The sequence below is a fragment of the Bacillus sp. BP-3 genome, assembly GCF_028401955.1.
Lineage (GTDB): Bacteria > Bacillota > Bacilli > Bacillales > Bacillaceae_G > Bacillus_A.
The window spans coordinates 395,947-413,010 of record NZ_JAQOTJ010000001.1 but is presented as its reverse complement, the minus strand read 5'-3'; the positions used below and the strand labels follow the sequence as shown (position 1 = coordinate 413,010).

The following is a 17,064-nucleotide window of genomic DNA, read 5'->3' as shown; positions in this document are numbered from 1 at the left end:
TGTATGAAAAATTGACATTCTTGCTTCTCATTCACTTTAATTTCAATAAAATTCTAACAAAAATACACACTTTTATCAAAGGGACTTTTTCAACAAAAATGTTGAGAAAGTGCGATAATTCTCCAATCTTACATAAAACCTACAATTTTGTAACATCTTTTTTAGGTAATGACACTTTCTTCGACAATATGAAAAAAGAACTCGCATATAGCGAGTTCTCTACAAATTATTATTGATGATTAAACTTGAACCATAGATGGTTTTTGATAACGTAAAATCGGCTTACGTGCTGCCATTGTTTCATCAAGACGCTTAATTACTGTTGTATGTGGCGCTTCTTGAACCACTTCTGGATTTTCTTCTACCTCTTTTGCGATCTGAATCATCGTATCGATAAATCCATCTAATGTTTCTTTTGATTCTGTTTCTGTCGGCTCAATCATAATACATTCTTCCACATTTAACGGGAAGTAAATTGTTGGTGGATGGTAGCCGAAATCAAGCAGACGTTTTGCAATATCAAGCGTACGCACGCCAAGTTTCTTTTGACGACGGCCAGATAATACAAATTCATGCTTACAATGTCTATCAAATGGAAGATCGTAGAATGGAGCTAATCTTCTCATCATATAGTTCGCGTTTAATACCGCATATTCTGTTACGGCACGAAGTCCATCTGGACCCATAGAGCGAATATACGTATACGCACGAACATTAATACCGAAGTTACCATAGAACGGTTTCACGCGTCCGATTGCTTGTGGACGATCGTAATTAAAGTGGTAGCCGCTCTCTGTTTTCTCTAAAACTGGCTTTGGTAAAAACGGAATTAAATCTGCTTTTACACCTACTGGACCAGAACCTGGACCACCGCCACCATGCGGGCCTGTAAATGTTTTATGAAGGTTTAAATGCACAACGTCAAATCCCATATCTCCTGGGCGCGCTTGACTTAATACTGCATTTAAGTTTGCACCATCATAGTACAATTTACCGCCTGCATCATGGACGATTTCTGCCATTTCTAAAATGTTCTCTTCAAATAGTCCAAGTGTATTTGGGTTTGTTAACATAAGCGCTGCTGTTTCTTCGTTCACAACGCGCTTTAAGTCTTCTAAATCAACAAGACCATTTTCATTTGATTGCACTGTAATCGTCTCAAATCCTGCTACTGTTGCAGAAGCTGGGTTTGTTCCATGAGCAGAGTCAGGAACAATTACTTTCGTACGTTTATAATCGCCATTTGCTTCGTGATATGCACGAATTAACATTAATCCTGTCCATTCACCGTGTGCACCAGCTGCTGGTTGAAGCGTTACAGTATCCATACCTGTAATTTCTATTAAATGCTCTTGTAAGTCATACATTAATTCCATTGCACCTTGCACTGTCTTTTCATCTTGAAGTGGATGAATGTGTGCAAGGCCAGGGAAACGCGCTACATTTTCATTGATTTTTGGGTTGTACTTCATCGTACAAGATCCTAGTGGATAAAACCCAGAATCAACACCGTGGTTACGGTTTGAAAGTGCTGTGTAATGGCGCATAATATCAAGTTCTGATACTTCAGGAAGCTCTGCATCTTCCGTGCGAATATACTCACTCTCAAACACATCTTCTAATTTTACTTCTTCTACATCTAATTGGGGTAAGCTATATCCTACGCGTCCTTCTCTACTCATTTCAAAAATAAGTGCTTGGTCTTGATTCTTCATTGGATAGCCCCCATTTCGTTTACAAGTGTGTCAATCTCTTCTTTTGTGCGTAACTCTGTTACAGCTAGAAGCATATGATTTGTAAGTTCTTTATAATCACGGCCAAGGTCGTAACCACCGATGATATTTTTGGATAATAATGCATCGCTTACTTCTTGTACTGGACGTTTGCAATCTACAACAAATTCATTGAAGAACGGTCCAGAAAATGTTACTGTAAAGCCTTTTGCTTCAAGTTGACGTTTTGCATATTGTGCTTTAGAAACGTTTTGACGTGCCATTTCCTTCACACCTTGTTTCCCAAGTGCTGTCATTGCAACAGAAGCTGCTAATGCGTTTAACGCTTGGTTTGAACAAATATTAGATGTCGCTTTATCACGACGAATATGTTGCTCACGTGCTTGCAGCGTTAATACGAAACCACGTTGTCCTTCAGAATCCACTGTTTGTCCAACAAGGCGTCCTGGAATTTTACGCATAAACGCTTTTGTTGTAGCAAAATAACCGCAGTGCGGGCCACCAAACTGTGTTGGAATACCAAATGGCTGCGCATCGCCTACAACAACATCAGCACCAAATTTACCAGGTGGTGTTAATGCCCCTAATGACAATGGATTAGAAGAAACGATGAATAATGATTTTTGCTGATGAACGATTCTCTCAATATCAGCCAGTTTCTCCACTTGTCCAAAGAAGTTTGGATATTGAACGATTACGCAAGCTACTGTATCATCTACTTTGCTTTGTAATGCGTCTAAATCTGTTACACCATCTTTATAATCAACTTCAACAACCTCAAGGTGTTGACCTTTTGCATATGTTTCAAGAACTGCTCTTGATTCCGGATGAACTGCTTTAGAAACAAGAATTTTCTTTTTACGAGTATGACCCGCTGCTAGCATTGCCGCCTCTGCTAACGCTGTACCTCCGTCATACATGGAAGAGTTTGCTACATCCATACCTGTTAGTTCACAAATCATTGTTTGGAATTCAAAGATTGCTTGTAATTCCCCTTGTGAAATTTCTGGTTGGTATGGCGTATAAGCTGTATAAAATTCTGAACGAGAAAGAACATGATCTACAATTACTGGTGCATAATGATCATATACACCTGCTCCTAAGAAGGAAGCATAGTCTTTTAAGTTTGCATTTTTACTAGCAAGCTCAGACAGTTCTTTTAAAAGTTCTGGTTCTGACTTTGCTTGTTTAATATTTAAATCTCCTTGGAAACGAACGCTTTCTGGAATATCAGAAAATAACTCATCAATCGTTTGAACGCCGATTGTTTGTAACATTTCTTTTTTGTCTTCTTCTGTCATTGGAAGATAACGATGCAACATGAAATTTTCCCCTCTCCCCGTTACTTTGAACGTTTGTAAAATGGTGTTGGAACAACAACTGCTTTGACGCGTTTATTACGAATTTCAATTTCCACTTCTGTATCAACTGCTGTATATTTCACATCAATTAACGCTAAACCGATACTTTTCTTTAACGTTGGAGATTGTGTACCACTTGTAACTTCCCCGATTTTTTCTTCGCCCACATATACTGGGTAATGCGTGCGCGGGATACCACGTTCAATTACTTCGATGCCGACTAATTTACGAGGTGCACCATTTTCTTTTTGTTCCTTTAACGTTTCTTTTCCAAAGAAGTCCATTTCTTTATTTGGTTTTACTGCAAAACCAATTCCAGCTTCAATTGGTGTAATATCTTTTGATAACTCTTGACCATAAAGAGGTAGTGTTGCTTCAAAACGAAGTGTATCACGCGCGCCTAAGCCACATGGTTTTAAACCGTCTTCTTCGCCTACTTCAAGAAGTTTTTCCCAAAGCTTCGCAGCCTCTTCGCTCTTACAGTAAATTTCAAACCCATCTTCACCTGTATAACCAGTACGAGATACAAGTGCTTCTACACCATCCACAAGAACATGGTCTTTAAATTTAAAGAACTTAATTTCTTTCAAATCTTCTGATACAACTTTTTGTAAAATGCCCTCTGCTTTTGGTCCTTGAATTGCAAGTTGTGCAATTTCACTAGAAACGTTGACTACTTGCACATCGCCGCTTACATGAGAAGCTAACCACTCATAATCTTTTTCAATGTTTGATGCATTGATTACTAGTAAATAGTCTTCTTCGCCGCGTTTGTAGATTAATAAGTCATCTACTGTACCACCATCTTCGTAACACATTGCCGTATATTGTGCGCCGCCTACCTTTAAGATAGAGACATCGTTTGTAACTACACGTTGTAAAAATGCTAAACTATCTGCACCTTTTACTTCTACTTCTCCCATGTGAGAAACATCAAAAAGACCTGCTTCTGTGCGAACAGCTTCATGTTCTTCTTTAATGCTTGAAAATTGAACTGGCAATTCCCAACCACCAAAATCAATTGTTTTCCCACCATACTTCGCGTATACATCAAATAGCGGTGTACGTTGTAACGTAATCATGCTCTCTCCCCCTTACGCCTTCTAAGACAAATCAATAAAAATTGGCTTCCCATTTCTAAACATTTTCATTATTAAAAGATGGGATATACGGAATCTCATTCTATTTTTTTATGAAAGCGTAAATAAAAAAGTGCTTTCTTGGATAAAATACGAAAGATCCCACACATTTCACACCATTATCCTAACATTTTTCGAGCCGTTTCATCAATATTCTAGCTAAAAAAATAATTTAGAATTTATAGAAGGTGAGATTTTATCCATGAATGTCGAAATTTCAATAGAGCGTTCTTGGCAAGAAAACTTCTTAAAACGAATAGAAGAAGATGGCCCGTGGACAAACTGGGAACTATTTCATCTCGCATATCAAACTGAACAGTCCCTTCTCATTCCTACATTTGACGGGCTACAGGCGCCTAAACATTTACCTAATTTCACGCCGCTTCCACATCAATTAGAAGTTGCGCAAACCGTCATTGAACAGATGAACGGGAAAGCAATCTTAGCAGATGAAGTTGGACTTGGAAAAACAATTGAAGCTGGACTTATTTTAAAAGAATATATGGTGCGCGGACTTGTGAAAAAAGTGCTCATTCTTGTCCCTGCATCTCTCGTTTCACAATGGGCATATGAACTAAATACAAAATTTTTCATTCCAGCCGCCATGCAGAGAAAAAGCTACTCCTGGGAGCAAGCTGATGTTATTGTATCGTCTATCGATACAGCAAAGCGCTCGCCGCACCGTGATATCGTTTTAAATTTAGAATATGATCTCATTATTATTGATGAAGCACATAAACTAAAAAACAACAAAACGAAAAACTATGAATTTGCGCAACTATTAAAGAAAAAATTTTGCTTATTACTTACAGCAACACCGGTTCAAAATCGCATTGATGAAATCTTTAATCTTGTCTCGTTATTAAAACCTGGACATCTCGGCAACCAGTCTAATTTTGAAGAATATTACGCTTCGAAAAATCGCACGGCTGAAACAGATGAACATTTAAAAGAACTCATTAATAAAGTAATGGTACGGAATCGACGGCACGACACTGGCATCGAATGGCCAAAACGACACGTTCATACGCTCTTTGTCGATTTCAATGAGCAAGAAAAAGCTTTATACGATGCAATTGAAGGATGGAAAAGACAAGATGTATTTACCTCAGCATTTTCTGCTTTAACATTGAAGCGTGAAGCGTGCAGTAGCCGCGAAGCTGTTTATTTCTCACTCAAAAAGCATGTAGAAAAGCGGCAAAAAGAAAATGAGCAATATACAGTAGATCCATACATAGATGTGTTAATGGAGAAAATTAATGGTATTTCTGCTAATTCAAAAGCAAATAAAGCATTAGAAATTATTAAGGAAGTTAATGATAAAGTTGTTATTTTTACAGAATACCGTGCTTCTCAAATGTATCTGCAATGGTTTTTAAAGCAGCACGGCATCTCATCTGTACCATTTCGTGGCGGATTTAAGCGCGGCAAAAAAGATTGGATGAAAGAATTGTTTCAAAACCATGCCCAAGTGTTAATTGCGACAGAAGCAGGCGGTGAAGGAATAAATCTACAATTTTGTAATTACATGATCAACTATGACCTTCCTTGGAATCCGATGCGCCTTGAACAAAGAATCGGACGGATTCATCGTCTTGGACAAAAGCATGACGTTCATATTTATAATTTGGCAACGAAACATACCGTAGAAGAGCATATTTTAAAACTGCTGTATGAAAAAATTGACTTATTTGAACGTGTCATTGGTGATTTAGATGAAATTTTAACAAGAATTAATATGAAAAACATCGATGCTCACATTCATGATATTTTTGCTCATTCCAAAAGTGAAGGAGAAATCCGAATTAAAATGGAAAATTTAACGTCGATTATTGAATTTGCCAAACGAAATGAAGCTGAGGTGCATGGCTATGCAGCAACATGAAATTCATCACTATCTACATTGTTTTTTTGAGGCAAACGGCTGTGAAATTTTGCAGCGTTTTCCTCATTTATTAGACGTTCAATTAACAACTGAAATGGACAAACTACTGATGAATCGCCCATTTTACTGGCATTATCTTGAAAAAACGGGCGGTATACCAAATCCGATGCGTCTTACATTCATTACTGATGCAAAACATGAGGAGCAAGAAGGTGAATTCATTCACTACGGTTCTCCGCGCTTACATCAAATTTTTCAAGCAACAAAAGAATTAGGTGCTTACATTCGTTTATTTGAAGATGTACATTTAAACGGAAAAACAAGCACTCCGCTTCACCCTTGGCTTGGTGTTAATATAAAAATCTCCTATCAATGTGATCGAAAAAAAGATATGTTGTATTCCATCGGGATTCACCTTATTTCTGGTGCGATGATTACAAATTTTCACGAGGCATTAACATCGCTTCGTCTTACACCAAAAATTCCTGATTTTTGTTTTACATTAACGCCAATTATTAAACCGCAAAGCGGGTTATCTAGAATTGAAGAAGCCATGAAACGTATCATTGCATCAGACGATCACACATGGGCTGAAGAAGCAAAAGTTCGTTGGAATCACGATTTACAACTACTAAACCGTTTTTATGAGGAAAGTGATAAATTACCAGAAAGCTTTGAGATAGAAAAACGAGCCCTGCAAGAACAATATGAGCCGCGCATTACGATGCAAATTATAAACGGCGGACTCTTTTATGTGACAGCGAACCATTTTTTAATATAAAAAAACTCCTTCTACAAGGAGCTTTTTTATGTTAAAAAGTAAAAGTTCATTTTAAATTTTCCCATTATATTTCCGGCCATCGTTATGTTCTTGCTGATGAATCTTTGTCATTCTCTTTTGATATTCTCTATCTTTTGCACTTACATGATTAGCATCTGTTTCTCTATTCTTCTTTGAACCGCCTGCTCCGTTACTCATTTTGTTCACCCCACTTGTATATACTTCAACATTAGTTTTCGCAATCCATATTCCCCTTATACAAAAAAATAAGGAGAGGTAATTACCTCTCCTTACACATATTTTTGAAACATATCATGCAACTGTTGATTCACAAGATAAGATATCTGCTCATCTGACTTATGAGGATAACGATCACGTAGTCGAATAGATGCCTTTAAAACTAAGTTCTCTAATACAGAACGTCCGCCCTTTCCATAAATCGTTTCTGCATATTCTATCAATCTTCCATCCTCAACTGTTGCAGGATTTTGATCAAAGAAAAATTTACTCATTTGTACCACCTCTCCTTTGATAACGTTTACATTTATATAAACTCAATATGTTATTCATTTCACAATCAATGTATGCATGTATAGATGATTAGTTCCATTATAAAACAACATTGCCATAGTATCAAAGTGTATTTTAGACAATTCTGTGAACAAATCTAAAAAATGAAAGCGTTTTAATTATTATGCAAACAAGTTTAATATTCAGAATACTTGTTGTACAATACAAACAAAGGGGGATTTCAATGAAACAAAACAATAAAGCAATCTACGATATTATTTTTTATCTCATCTTTCCATTTGTTATTTGGAAATTCGGTAAACAATATATGGATGCATATTATGCCATGCTCATTTCTTCTGTGCCAGGCATCTTTTATACACTGTATTGTTTTAAGAAAGAACGGCAATTTCATGTGACCGGCTTTTTTATCCTCATCACGATGATTGTAAATACAAGCGTAGATTTACTTTCCGGATCAGCTGAAAAGATGTTATGGAACGACGTGTACTATCACATTGTACTTGGTATTGTTGTGATATGTACCATCTTTATCAAACAACCACTCATGCTATATTTCGCAGCCGACCTTGCTGCATTACAAGGGGATAATCGAAAGAAATCGCAATTGTTATATCGTGACCCACGCCTCTTTCCATCATTCCAATACTTTACTTTCTTTTTTGGCTTACAATTTATTGTACTTAGCAGTATTAAGATTTATATGATTTCTAAATTTGGAGTAGACGGATACGGAGAAATGAAAGCGATTATGACAGGAGTTGGTTGGTGCATTTCAATCGGAATTGGAGCTGGGTTCCTTTGGATTAGTAATAAAATTAAACAGGTGACTGAAGCTGAAGTTTAACGCATAAAGTGAAACTTCTATCAGTGGGAGTTTTTTTATCTCCCACCTTACTTCCTTGTTTCTCTCTACATCTTGAGGTGGGAGTCTTACTGCTCGTTAAAGTAGGATGAAAAAGAAGCTCCACTACTTGTAAGCGGTGGAGCTTCTTTTCTAGGTTATATTGTCGAATATACGGCGTGTTCAACTCGCCGTAGAAATTGTACTATGACATGAAACCCTATTCTAGTTGTAAATGTTTCCAAAGAAATACTTAACTTGATTTCTTCCTCTTTTTCTTCATTTGGCGATAAAAAATTGCGGCGCTTAACGGCAACATACCAAACCAACGATTCAAAAATGGCTCTCTCTCTTCACGACGCTGCTGCCGTTTTTGTTTTCGATCCTCTTTTGGAGCATCCATATATGATACAAATTGTTGTGTGACATATTTTATATAATCATTTGTAGACATACCTATCACCTCTACTAGATTAGTATGCCCACTTTCTTATTTATTAATCAGCCCTTGAATTTCTTGAACAATTGCTTCAACATTTTTATTTGTCGTATCGATCTTCACTGTTGCTTCTTCATAATAAACTTGACGCTTTTCAAATTTCTCGATAAACGACCCTATATTTTCTTTTTGAAATAACGGTCTTGTTGTATCCCCAACAATTCGTTCTGCAATCACATGTGGATCACAGTACAGATAAATTACCGTGCCATGTCCTTTCATCCACTCTCGATTTTCAGCTTTTTCAACGATTCCTCCTCCAGTTGTAATAATGTAATCATCGGTCGGTAATGATTGCAGCACTTCACTTTCATACTTTCGAAACTCATCCTCTCCTTCTTCTGAAAAGATATCCCGAATAACTTTCTTTGTCTTCTCTTCAATACGTTGGTCTGTATCAATAACAGGCAAATGAAGTGCACTGCTTAACGCTTTACCAACTGTTGTTTTCCCTGCTCCCATAAAACCTGTTATATATAATGTTTGCATGTTATCCTCTCTCCTCTTGCCAATTCGTAATCTCTTCGTTATTTGTATTATAACGAAAGCTAACTTTACTTGCGCGCTTTCGTTTTGTTATACATTGTAAAGTAATATAAACATTCCCATCTACTATTGTGTAATCTCCCTTTGCTTCTCCTTTTTCATACGTATAAAAAAATTCTCTTTTTTCCATTTTAGCTTTTAATTCTTGTTTTACATCCGCAACAGCTTGGCTCGTTATTTCTTCTAATATAAACAATTCTTCTGCTTCTGTATAAAACTTTTGATCTGATAGGAATATATTTGTCTCGTATACTAAAAAAGACATAAGTAAAAATATGAGGATGATTGTTCCCGGCATTGTAAATCCACTTTCCGATTTCATCCTTTCACCTCAATAGCAGAATAACGAGTAACAACACCATCGTATACTTTACCGCTTATATCCCGCACACGTATCATTAATGTATGAGCTGCTAATTGATAAGAAATGTTCTCTACTTTTTGTAATAGAACTTCATGTCCTGCCCCATTTACTTTTCGAACAACATTATTTCCAGACTTAACATATGTGATATGTTCTCCTTTCTTTGTTTTGAAAAATAATTTTCCTTCCCCATTATCGCCTTCTTCTACATCCCGAAATTCAATTTGTACTTGCTCTAAAAAAACGTTCCATTCCCAATTCGTAATTTGTTTAGGGTACGGCGGTTCTATAAAGAAGACATGAAGACGCGGGAGAAGAAGAAAAAATACAGATAAAAATAGAAAACATATCATAACTTCTAATAACGTAAACCCAGCTTGCTTACTTTTTAACATAACGACACCGTTCATTCTCACGCTGTTTACTATCTTTCCACATTACGCACACCTTCTCGGTCTTCCATTGAATTGTATATACCGTATTTTCATAGCGCTTTTCTATTACTGGCGAAACAACATGCTCATACATATATACCGCTGCCGCTTCTTTCAAAAGTAGCTGCGCTCTGTATCGAAGCTGGATATTTTTTCTTTCCTGCATAATAAGAAGCGTTTGCGGAAGCAAAAGCCAAACCGCCATCATTAATAAACTCAGCGACACAAGAATTTCTAGCATAACCGAACCTTTGTCACACTTCATAATACGTAAATCTTCCTCTCCCAAGTTGAAATACAACATGGTACGTTTTGGATTTATAAGAAATAATAATTGTTCCGCCTCTATTAATATTACCATCCGGCCCGTAACTCATTGGATTAGGGAATGTGTTTATATTCACTTGTATATCAGATGAATAGTAACGAACTAGAACAGGATCTGTTTCTCCTGACGATGTAATGCTGTATGAGGCTTGATTAGGAAACCACCGTAATGTGTGACGGTTATGGCAGCTCATCGCTACTTGTTGCATGAAAAGGATGTCTTGAGAAAACTGATGCATAAACTGATTCATCCTTTGCTTTTCATAAATCGACGATAAATTAAAATACGTTACAACGCTTAAAATGGAAATGGCACTTAATACGAGGAGCATTTCCAATAGCGTAAAGCCATTTTTCTTCACGATTTCCCTACAACTTTAACCTCTCCATTTGCAGCATCAATTGTAATGCTCTCCCCTTTTGGACAAGTTTTAGATGTAATATACTTACCTGTATACAAATCGTCCACTGTCGGGATTTTATTATGTTCTAATTGATATGCTTGTACTTGTGATTCAACAGACTTTACAAAGGCATCACATCCCTTTCCTTGTACGGAAGAGCGCTGATTTACCACATTTGGAATAATGAGCAGTAGTAACACAGAGATTACAACCATAACAAGCAACATTTCTAATAACGTAAATCCTTTTTCATTTTTCACAGAACACGCCTCCTAAATAGAATCCATCATTTGAAACATCGGCATAATCATCGCTAAATACATAAGCACAACCACCATTCCAATACATGCAAATAAAAGGGGCTGTATCACAAACAAAATACGATTAATTTTCTCTTCGATTTTTTCTATTGTCATTTCACTATAATCGGCAAGTTCAGTTGCTAAATTACCATTTGCTTGTCCATGTTTAATAATGTAAGCAAGCTCCCGTTCATAATAGGAACGATTCATCATAATAGAATCAAGGTGCTCCCCTATTGTTAATAACTCCTGTATTTTGAGAGCTTCGCATTGAAAAAACAAATGATGCTTTTGCTCCTTCATTAAGGTTAGCGCTTCTAATATAGATAGCCCGCCTTGTAAAAGGCCGCTTAATTGGATTGCAAAGTAGTGTGAGTTCGTTAATTTAAAAAACATTTGTATAAGAGGTGCTCTCATACAAATATCCATTCTCGTAACTGGATGCAACCTCTTTACATACAGCATATATAGAAGAACTGCAGCACCAATTACAACAACAACGCCCCCCATAACATACGGAAGTGCTTGAATAACGGTTAAAATACTGTCTGTAAATGAAGTAGATGATCCGCGAAGGGAACGGTATAAAGTAGAGAACTGCGGCAGAAGAACTAGATTAAATACAAGGAGAATCCCTAATAAAAACAAAGAAAGAACGAATGGATAGCGCAGCACTTTCATCATATTTTTTTGATGTTTATCTTTTCTGCTGAGGAGTGAGCTCCCTTGCTGCAAGGCAAAGGCAATATCACCATGCCGCTCTGCATAAAATAAATAACTTAAAATATCGGGATGAAATGCAAGTTTATCAAACACATCATGTAAACTGCTTCCCTTTTTAAATTCTTCAGCAGCATCTTGAAGCTGCACTTGTTTACGCGGAGTTAAGTGAAAATGTAGAAACTCTAATGCATGTAATAAAGAATATCCTTTCTCTAAAAGTTCGCCAAGCCTTCGAAGTAGCAATGCTTGTTCATGTAAGCGCCACTTTTCTTTCTTACACATAAACATCTTCTTCAATAAACCCTAGTGCATATCCTTTTCTTAATTCATCTTGAAGCGTTGTATATTGATACGTTGCTTGTTTTCCATTTGCTTCATAAATGACTTCTTTTAATTCATCACCGTACAATAATTCATAAATGCTCGCTCGGCGTACGTGACGCATTTTTTTACATAATGGTGAGCATTTTCCTTTACAAAATGGACATTTTAATTCCACTAGTCGCTGCGCCGCTACCGCTAGTAGCGATTGTTCAATTTCTAAGAATGTAATACCATAATCCATTAAACGTAGCACTGCACTCTTCGCATCATTCGTATGCAATGTTGTCATAACTAAATGTCCCGTCAAACTTGCCCGAACCGCCACCTTTGCTGTTTCTTCATCTCGGATCTCTCCCACTAATATAATATCTGGGTCATGACGTAAAATCGCTTTTAATCCAGTTGCATACGTAATACCTGCTTTTTCATTAATTTGAATTTGTAATAGTCCATCCTTTTTCTTCTCAACTGGATCTTCTAGTGTCACAATGCGGCGAGTCTGCTCCTTCTTTGCTACTTCTAAAAGGGCATACATCGTTGTCGTTTTTCCGGAGCCGGTCGGACCTGTAAAAATTATTAATCCATGCGAATGATGTAAAAAAGAGAGAAGTGTTTTTGCGGAATTTGGGAATAATGAGAGATGAGAGAGGTTCGGAACCGTAGTTTGTAAATGCAACCGAATAACGAGACTTTCATGATGCACAGTTGGCAAAGTAGAAAGACGTAAATATACCTCCTCATCATCAACTTTCATCTGCAATGAACCATTTTGCGGCTTTCTCCTTTCACCAATATCCATAGCTGCTAAAAACTTAAAGTGTGATACAAGTCGGTCACAAAATTCTTTTGAAGTATGATGCTTTGTTACTAAGTCTTTTCCAATACGCAATTGTACAACAGCATCTTCATGACGCGGCACAATATGAAGATCTGATGCCCGCAACCTACATGCTTCTTTCATAATTGTGTCAGCAAATTGTTCGACAGCATTCACTGTTATCGCCTCCTTACTCTTTATATATCACGACCATCACGAAAAGAAAAATAGCGAAGTTTCTATTTTCATGGCGATATTTTCTAATTTTACATACCTAAAAAGTTTGTGAAATTATGAACAATTAATGAATCATTGCCCAAAAACATGTTATACAACGTTATCTATATTATAATATTGTTATCTCAGATAAACCGATAAAGGTGGCGATCCTCATGGAACAAGCTTTAAAAATTACAAACGTACTTTCTGATCCAACACGCTATTATATTTATAAATATATTTCTCAAAAACACACAGAGGTTACCGTACAAGAAATTGCTGACGAATTTGATATTCATCCGAATGTTGCGCGTTTACATCTTTCAAAGCTAGAAGATGTAAATATGTTAAAATCAGAAACAAAAAAAACAGGTAAAGGCGGTAGACCTAGCCGGTTATATGTCTTATCAGATGATGTCATTCAACTGCAATTTCCGTTTCGCGATTATCAATTGTTAGCACAAATTGCTTGCAATACATTACTTAGCTTAGGTGAAGTTGGTGAAAAAGCACTTTATGCAACGGGTAAAAAGTTTGGTAAAGAATTAATGGAACAACAGCTAAATCGCTTAAACATTAATGAAAATGAATTAACGGTTGAACAAAAAGTACAAATTGCCAAAGAAGCTTTAACAACAGCGGGCTTATCTCCAGAATTTGAATTAAGCACCGATGGATCAAAAATTTTCTATGACGTATACAATTGTCCATTTAAAGAAGTTGCCATTCATCATCCAAAAGAAGTTTGTAACATGCACGTCGATATGATGAAAGGGATCTTTGAAGTGCTATTTCCGAACATGGAATTAGCACGTAATGATAATATGTTCGAAACAGGTTGTAAGTCTTGTAATTATCATCTTCATGTGTAAAATAAGAAGCCAGATTATACTGGCTTCTTATTATTTTGTAAATGTTTACAATAGTTAGAAAAGTGCATTATAATTAAGGAGAGTATTGAGTTCATACAAAGGGAGGGGAATGGGATGGAGCGCATGTTTCGCGTTCTCGGCTTTTGGACTGGTATTTTTTCCGTGATGTTTTACTTAGGGGATATGTATGGGGCAGCACTTTTATTTTTAGGACAAACAGGATTTTTTGTACTTTTAAGCTATTTAAAATTAACAGAGCGCATGTACATTTATGTATTTGGCGCATATTTAACAGTCTTCTTCATTGGATTTACATACTATACGACATTCCTTCTTACACCAGGAGTTGGACATTAAGATGGCATACACGCCATCTTTTTTTATATCAACCTAATTACATAGTTGACTTATAGGTTTTATTGGAATATATTTATTTGTAACAGATTTGAAGGGGGAAAACAGTATGAGTACATTGTTAGTTAGCATAAACATCATGATTATGCTCCTATTACTCGGTGTATTGTATTATATGCAACGGAAACACCTTTCTTTTAACAAACGTGTATTTACCGCACTCGGACTCGGAATTATATTTGGACTTATTTTACAATTTTTTTATAAACCAACTTCTGAAGTCATTATCCAGTCTAATAATTGGTTTAACTTAATCGGAAGTGGTTACGTTAAGTTATTACAAATGATTGTTATGCCACTTATTTTAGTTTCCATTATTTCAGCGTTTACAAAATTAAAATTAACTAGTAATCTCGGCAAAATTAGCGGTCTTATTATCGGCATTTTACTTCTTACAACTGGAATTGCTGCTGCAGTCGGAATTGCAACAAGTGCTGGTTTTGACTTACAAGCAACTGGCTTGCAGCAAGGGAGTGCAGAAGCAACTCGCCTGAAATTAGTACAAGAAAAACTTACTTCTATTGAGCAAACACCCATCCCGCAAAAATTATTGGAATTACTTCCTGCAAATCCATTTCTAGATTTAACAGGTGCTCGTCCAACATCAACCATTTCTGTTGTCATTTTTGCAGCATTTATTGGGATCGCCTTCTTAGGAGTGAAAAAGAAATATCCAGAACAAGCGGAACAATTTAAAAATATACTAGATGCTGTATATGCAGTGGTCATGCGCATGGTCACATTAATTTTACGCCTTACCCCATACGGTGTACTTGCTCTTATGGCAAAAACAGTTTCTGGAAGTGATGTGCAAGCGATTTTAAAACTTGGTAATTTTGTTTTGGCATCTTATGTGGCACTTATTGTTATGTTTATTATTCACTTATTACTGATTGCCCTTTCTGGTTTAAACCCAGTGCAATATTTGAAAAAGGCATTTCCTGTTTTAACATTTGCGTTTACATCACGTTCAAGTGCAGGTACAATGCCATTAAATATTGAAGCGCAAAAAGAAAAATTCGGTGTTTCGGAAGGAATTGCAAACTTCGCTGCTTCCTTTGGTGTATCAATTGGTCAAAATGGATGTGCTGGTATTTATCCTGCTATGCTTGCCATGATGGTAGCGCCAACTGTTGGCATAGATCCATTGCAACCGCAATTTATCTTAACGTTAATCGCTGTTGTTGCAATTAGTTCATTTGGCGTTGCTGGTGTCGGAGGCGGAGCAACATTTGCAGCACTCATCGTACTTTCCACTATGAACTTACCAATTGAAATTGTCGCGTTATTAATTTCTGTTGAACCATTAATTGATATGGGACGCACAGCTTTAAACGTGAGCGGTTCTATGACAGCTGGACTTATTTCTAGCAAATGGCTTGGAGAGTTAGACACACATGTGTACAACGAAGTTGATAATAAAACTGAAGAAATTGCATTATAAAGTTCAACTAACCATTCGGAGGTGCTTTTTCCTCCGAATGGTTAGTTGAACCAAATAAGAAAACACCCTGAATTGTTTAGGGTGTTTTCTTATTTTGGTTCAAATCTTCTAACTTTTAGATAGTAGTTAAAATGGAAATTAAATATTTAAGCCTCACTACATCAATTTATTAAAAAGACTTTTTATTCTTTTCAATACATATCCATTTTTTACAAATACCCTTGCTCTTCACACCAATCATGAAATTGCCGAACATCTACATCAATTAAAACAATATCTTTTAATTCAATATCAATATCCATGCCGTCAATTACAATCGCATATTTTGCACCGTTCTCTGTACTATTTCGTTTTATAATCCCTATTTGATTTCGATACGGTCCATCTTTTACATATGCTTTTTGTCCTGTAATATCAAAGTTCAACATCTTCACCTCTTTCATTTGCTCTACTTATCTATGTATATGATGAAAGATCAAAAGAGTCCCTACTTTTTTGCTTTATTACAATTATTTTTCATTTATTTTAATTTCATAAAATACATATAAAGATTCCTCTTCAAAATAAATTGTTAGCGCTTTCTTCAGTGCGCTCATGTTATACTAATACAGTAACAACTTGCTTCATTACCGTTTAGTTTTACACATCGTTTTTTACAGACGTTTATCTCCTACCTATCTTTTTCATTTTCTTTGAATCTTAAGGTGGAGGTCTTATTATCCAAGAATAGCGGGATAAAATCGAACTTCTTAAAGAGGAAAAACAATGGATACAGTAACAATTACAAAAATCATTAAGACTTTAAAATCATACGGATTTCAAAATGTAGCTTATTGCAAAAAAACAAAGCAATATTTGTTTCAAAACAGGGCAGATATTATGAGCGGTTATGCAGAAATAACATATAGCGCTCAATTTGAAAAGTTCAGCTTACAAATCCACCCTATTGAAACGCATCACCTTACAGAATTGCAAGAAGTCGAGAGGCATATACAATCTTGCATCCGAAAGGTTGAGTATTTAAATACGATTATTGAAAAGCAATATAAAGTGAAACTTCCGTCAGCGGGGGTTCTTCATCCCCACTGACATTTAGTTGAA

At 36.2% G+C, this 17,064-nt stretch carries 22 protein-coding genes; 7 read left to right on the top strand and 15 right to left on the bottom strand.

Translation table 11 applies throughout. The features are described 5' to 3' along the window. Positions 1 to 239: 239 nt before the first annotated feature. Genes gcvPB through gcvT form a run of 3 tightly spaced genes read right to left on the bottom strand, consistent with a single transcriptional unit; the run spans position 240 to position 4,176 of the window. On the bottom strand, positions 240 to 1,715 hold the full coding sequence (gene gcvPB / locus PLX19_RS02160; RefSeq protein ID WP_272186864.1) for an aminomethyl-transferring glycine dehydrogenase subunit 2: 1,476 nt from the start codon (positions 1,713 to 1,715) through the stop codon (positions 240 to 242). Further along, a complete protein-coding gene (gene gcvPA / locus PLX19_RS02155; RefSeq protein ID WP_272186863.1) occupies positions 1,712 to 3,055 on the bottom strand; it encodes an aminomethyl-transferring glycine dehydrogenase subunit GcvPA in 1,344 nt (447 codons plus the stop codon). The genes gcvPB and gcvPA overlap by 4 nt, the downstream gene beginning before the upstream one ends. Before the next feature lie 20 nt (positions 3,056 to 3,075). Next, on the bottom strand, positions 3,076 to 4,176 hold the full coding sequence (gene gcvT / locus PLX19_RS02150) for a glycine cleavage system aminomethyltransferase GcvT (protein ID WP_272186862.1): 1,101 nt from the start codon (positions 4,174 to 4,176) through the stop codon (positions 3,076 to 3,078). Positions 4,177 to 4,435: 259 nt separating this feature from the next. Between gcvT and PLX19_RS02145 the strand changes: the two genes are divergently transcribed. Both PLX19_RS02145 and PLX19_RS02140 read left to right on the top strand, forming a co-directional pair. Further along, entirely contained in the window at positions 4,436 to 6,118 is a 1,683-nt protein-coding gene (locus PLX19_RS02145) for a DEAD/DEAH box helicase (protein WP_272186861.1), read from the top strand. Beyond that, a complete protein-coding gene (locus PLX19_RS02140) occupies positions 6,105 to 6,899 on the top strand; it encodes a YqhG family protein (RefSeq protein WP_272186860.1) in 795 nt (264 codons plus the stop codon). Before PLX19_RS02145 ends, PLX19_RS02140 begins: the two co-directional genes overlap by 14 nt. Positions 6,900 to 6,950: 51 nt before the next feature. On the opposite strand, the gene PLX19_RS02135 is transcribed toward PLX19_RS02140, so the two are convergent. After that, positions 6,951 to 7,097, bottom strand: a complete 147-nt coding sequence (locus PLX19_RS02135; RefSeq protein WP_090996252.1) for a hypothetical protein — start codon at positions 7,095 to 7,097, stop codon at positions 6,951 to 6,953. Between the two features lie 92 nt (positions 7,098 to 7,189). After that, complete coding sequence (locus PLX19_RS02130) at positions 7,190 to 7,420, bottom strand: hypothetical protein (protein WP_272186858.1); 231 nt, start codon at positions 7,418 to 7,420, stop codon at positions 7,190 to 7,192. A 233-nt stretch (positions 7,421 to 7,653) separates the two neighbouring features. Here PLX19_RS02130 and PLX19_RS02125 point away from each other — a divergent pair, with 233 nt between their 5' ends. Further along, positions 7,654 to 8,277 (top strand): VC0807 family protein, encoded by a 624-nt coding sequence (locus PLX19_RS02125; RefSeq protein ID WP_272186857.1) that lies wholly within the window; start codon positions 7,654 to 7,656, stop codon positions 8,275 to 8,277. Positions 8,278 to 8,527: 250 nt separating this feature from the next. On the opposite strand, the gene PLX19_RS02120 is transcribed toward PLX19_RS02125, so the two are convergent. Genes PLX19_RS02120 through comGA form a run of 9 tightly spaced genes read right to left on the bottom strand, consistent with a single transcriptional unit; the run spans position 8,528 to position 13,191 of the window. Continuing rightward, entirely contained in the window at positions 8,528 to 8,728 is a 201-nt protein-coding gene (locus PLX19_RS02120) for a YqzE family protein (protein ID WP_272186856.1), read from the bottom strand. A 36-nt stretch (positions 8,729 to 8,764) separates the two neighbouring features. Further along, positions 8,765 to 9,262, bottom strand: coding sequence for a shikimate kinase (locus tag PLX19_RS02115; protein WP_272186855.1), 498 nt, complete (start codon positions 9,260 to 9,262; stop codon positions 8,765 to 8,767). Between the two features lies 1 nt (position 9,263). Beyond that, positions 9,264 to 9,641 carry a competence type IV pilus minor pilin ComGG gene (gene comGG, locus PLX19_RS02110; protein WP_272186854.1) on the bottom strand — a complete coding sequence of 126 codons (378 nt, stop codon included), beginning with the start codon at positions 9,639 to 9,641 and terminating at the stop codon, positions 9,264 to 9,266. After that, positions 9,638 to 10,093 carry a competence type IV pilus minor pilin ComGF gene (gene comGF, locus PLX19_RS02105; RefSeq protein ID WP_272187002.1) on the bottom strand — a complete coding sequence of 152 codons (456 nt, stop codon included), beginning with the start codon at positions 10,091 to 10,093 and terminating at the stop codon, positions 9,638 to 9,640. The genes comGG and comGF overlap by 4 nt, the downstream gene beginning before the upstream one ends. Further along, entirely contained in the window at positions 10,065 to 10,382 is a 318-nt protein-coding gene (locus PLX19_RS02100) for a type II secretion system protein (RefSeq protein ID WP_272186853.1), read from the bottom strand. Before PLX19_RS02100 ends, comGF begins: the two co-directional genes overlap by 29 nt. After that, positions 10,372 to 10,806, bottom strand: a complete 435-nt coding sequence (gene comGD / locus PLX19_RS02095) for a competence type IV pilus minor pilin ComGD (RefSeq protein WP_272186852.1) — start codon at positions 10,804 to 10,806, stop codon at positions 10,372 to 10,374. Before comGD ends, PLX19_RS02100 begins: the two co-directional genes overlap by 11 nt. Beyond that, positions 10,803 to 11,108, bottom strand: a complete 306-nt coding sequence (gene comGC, locus PLX19_RS02090) for a competence type IV pilus major pilin ComGC (RefSeq protein ID WP_020061630.1) — start codon at positions 11,106 to 11,108, stop codon at positions 10,803 to 10,805. Before comGC ends, comGD begins: the two co-directional genes overlap by 4 nt. Before the next feature lie 12 nt (positions 11,109 to 11,120). Next, positions 11,121 to 12,161 carry a competence type IV pilus assembly protein ComGB gene (gene comGB / locus PLX19_RS02085; protein ID WP_272187001.1) on the bottom strand — a complete coding sequence of 347 codons (1,041 nt, stop codon included), beginning with the start codon at positions 12,159 to 12,161 and terminating at the stop codon, positions 11,121 to 11,123. Beyond that, positions 12,148 to 13,191, bottom strand: a complete 1,044-nt coding sequence (gene comGA / locus PLX19_RS02080; RefSeq protein WP_272186850.1) for a competence type IV pilus ATPase ComGA — start codon at positions 13,189 to 13,191, stop codon at positions 12,148 to 12,150. The genes comGB and comGA overlap by 14 nt, the downstream gene beginning before the upstream one ends. Positions 13,192 to 13,406: 215 nt before the next feature. On the opposite strand from comGA, the gene PLX19_RS02075 reads away from it, so the two are divergent. From PLX19_RS02075 to PLX19_RS02065, 3 genes are all read left to right on the top strand, one after another. After that, positions 13,407 to 14,105: a helix-turn-helix transcriptional regulator gene (locus tag PLX19_RS02075; RefSeq protein WP_272186849.1), complete on the top strand. Its 699-nt coding sequence runs from the start codon at positions 13,407 to 13,409 to the stop codon at positions 14,103 to 14,105. A gap of 114 nt (positions 14,106 to 14,219) precedes the next feature. Next, complete coding sequence (locus PLX19_RS02070; RefSeq protein WP_035429676.1) at positions 14,220 to 14,462, top strand: DUF2626 domain-containing protein; 243 nt, start codon at positions 14,220 to 14,222, stop codon at positions 14,460 to 14,462. A gap of 106 nt (positions 14,463 to 14,568) precedes the next feature. Beyond that, a complete protein-coding gene (locus PLX19_RS02065; protein WP_272186848.1) occupies positions 14,569 to 15,963 on the top strand; it encodes an L-cystine transporter in 1,395 nt (464 codons plus the stop codon). A gap of 209 nt (positions 15,964 to 16,172) precedes the next feature. On the opposite strand, the gene PLX19_RS02060 is transcribed toward PLX19_RS02065, so the two are convergent. Then, positions 16,173 to 16,388 carry a DUF3912 family protein gene (locus PLX19_RS02060; protein ID WP_272187000.1) on the bottom strand — a complete coding sequence of 72 codons (216 nt, stop codon included), beginning with the start codon at positions 16,386 to 16,388 and terminating at the stop codon, positions 16,173 to 16,175. A 340-nt stretch (positions 16,389 to 16,728) separates the two neighbouring features. Between PLX19_RS02060 and PLX19_RS02055 the strand changes: the two genes are divergently transcribed. Then, positions 16,729 to 17,052 carry a hypothetical protein gene (locus tag PLX19_RS02055; protein ID WP_272186846.1) on the top strand — a complete coding sequence of 108 codons (324 nt, stop codon included), beginning with the start codon at positions 16,729 to 16,731 and terminating at the stop codon, positions 17,050 to 17,052. Positions 17,053 to 17,064: the final 12 nt, after the last annotated feature.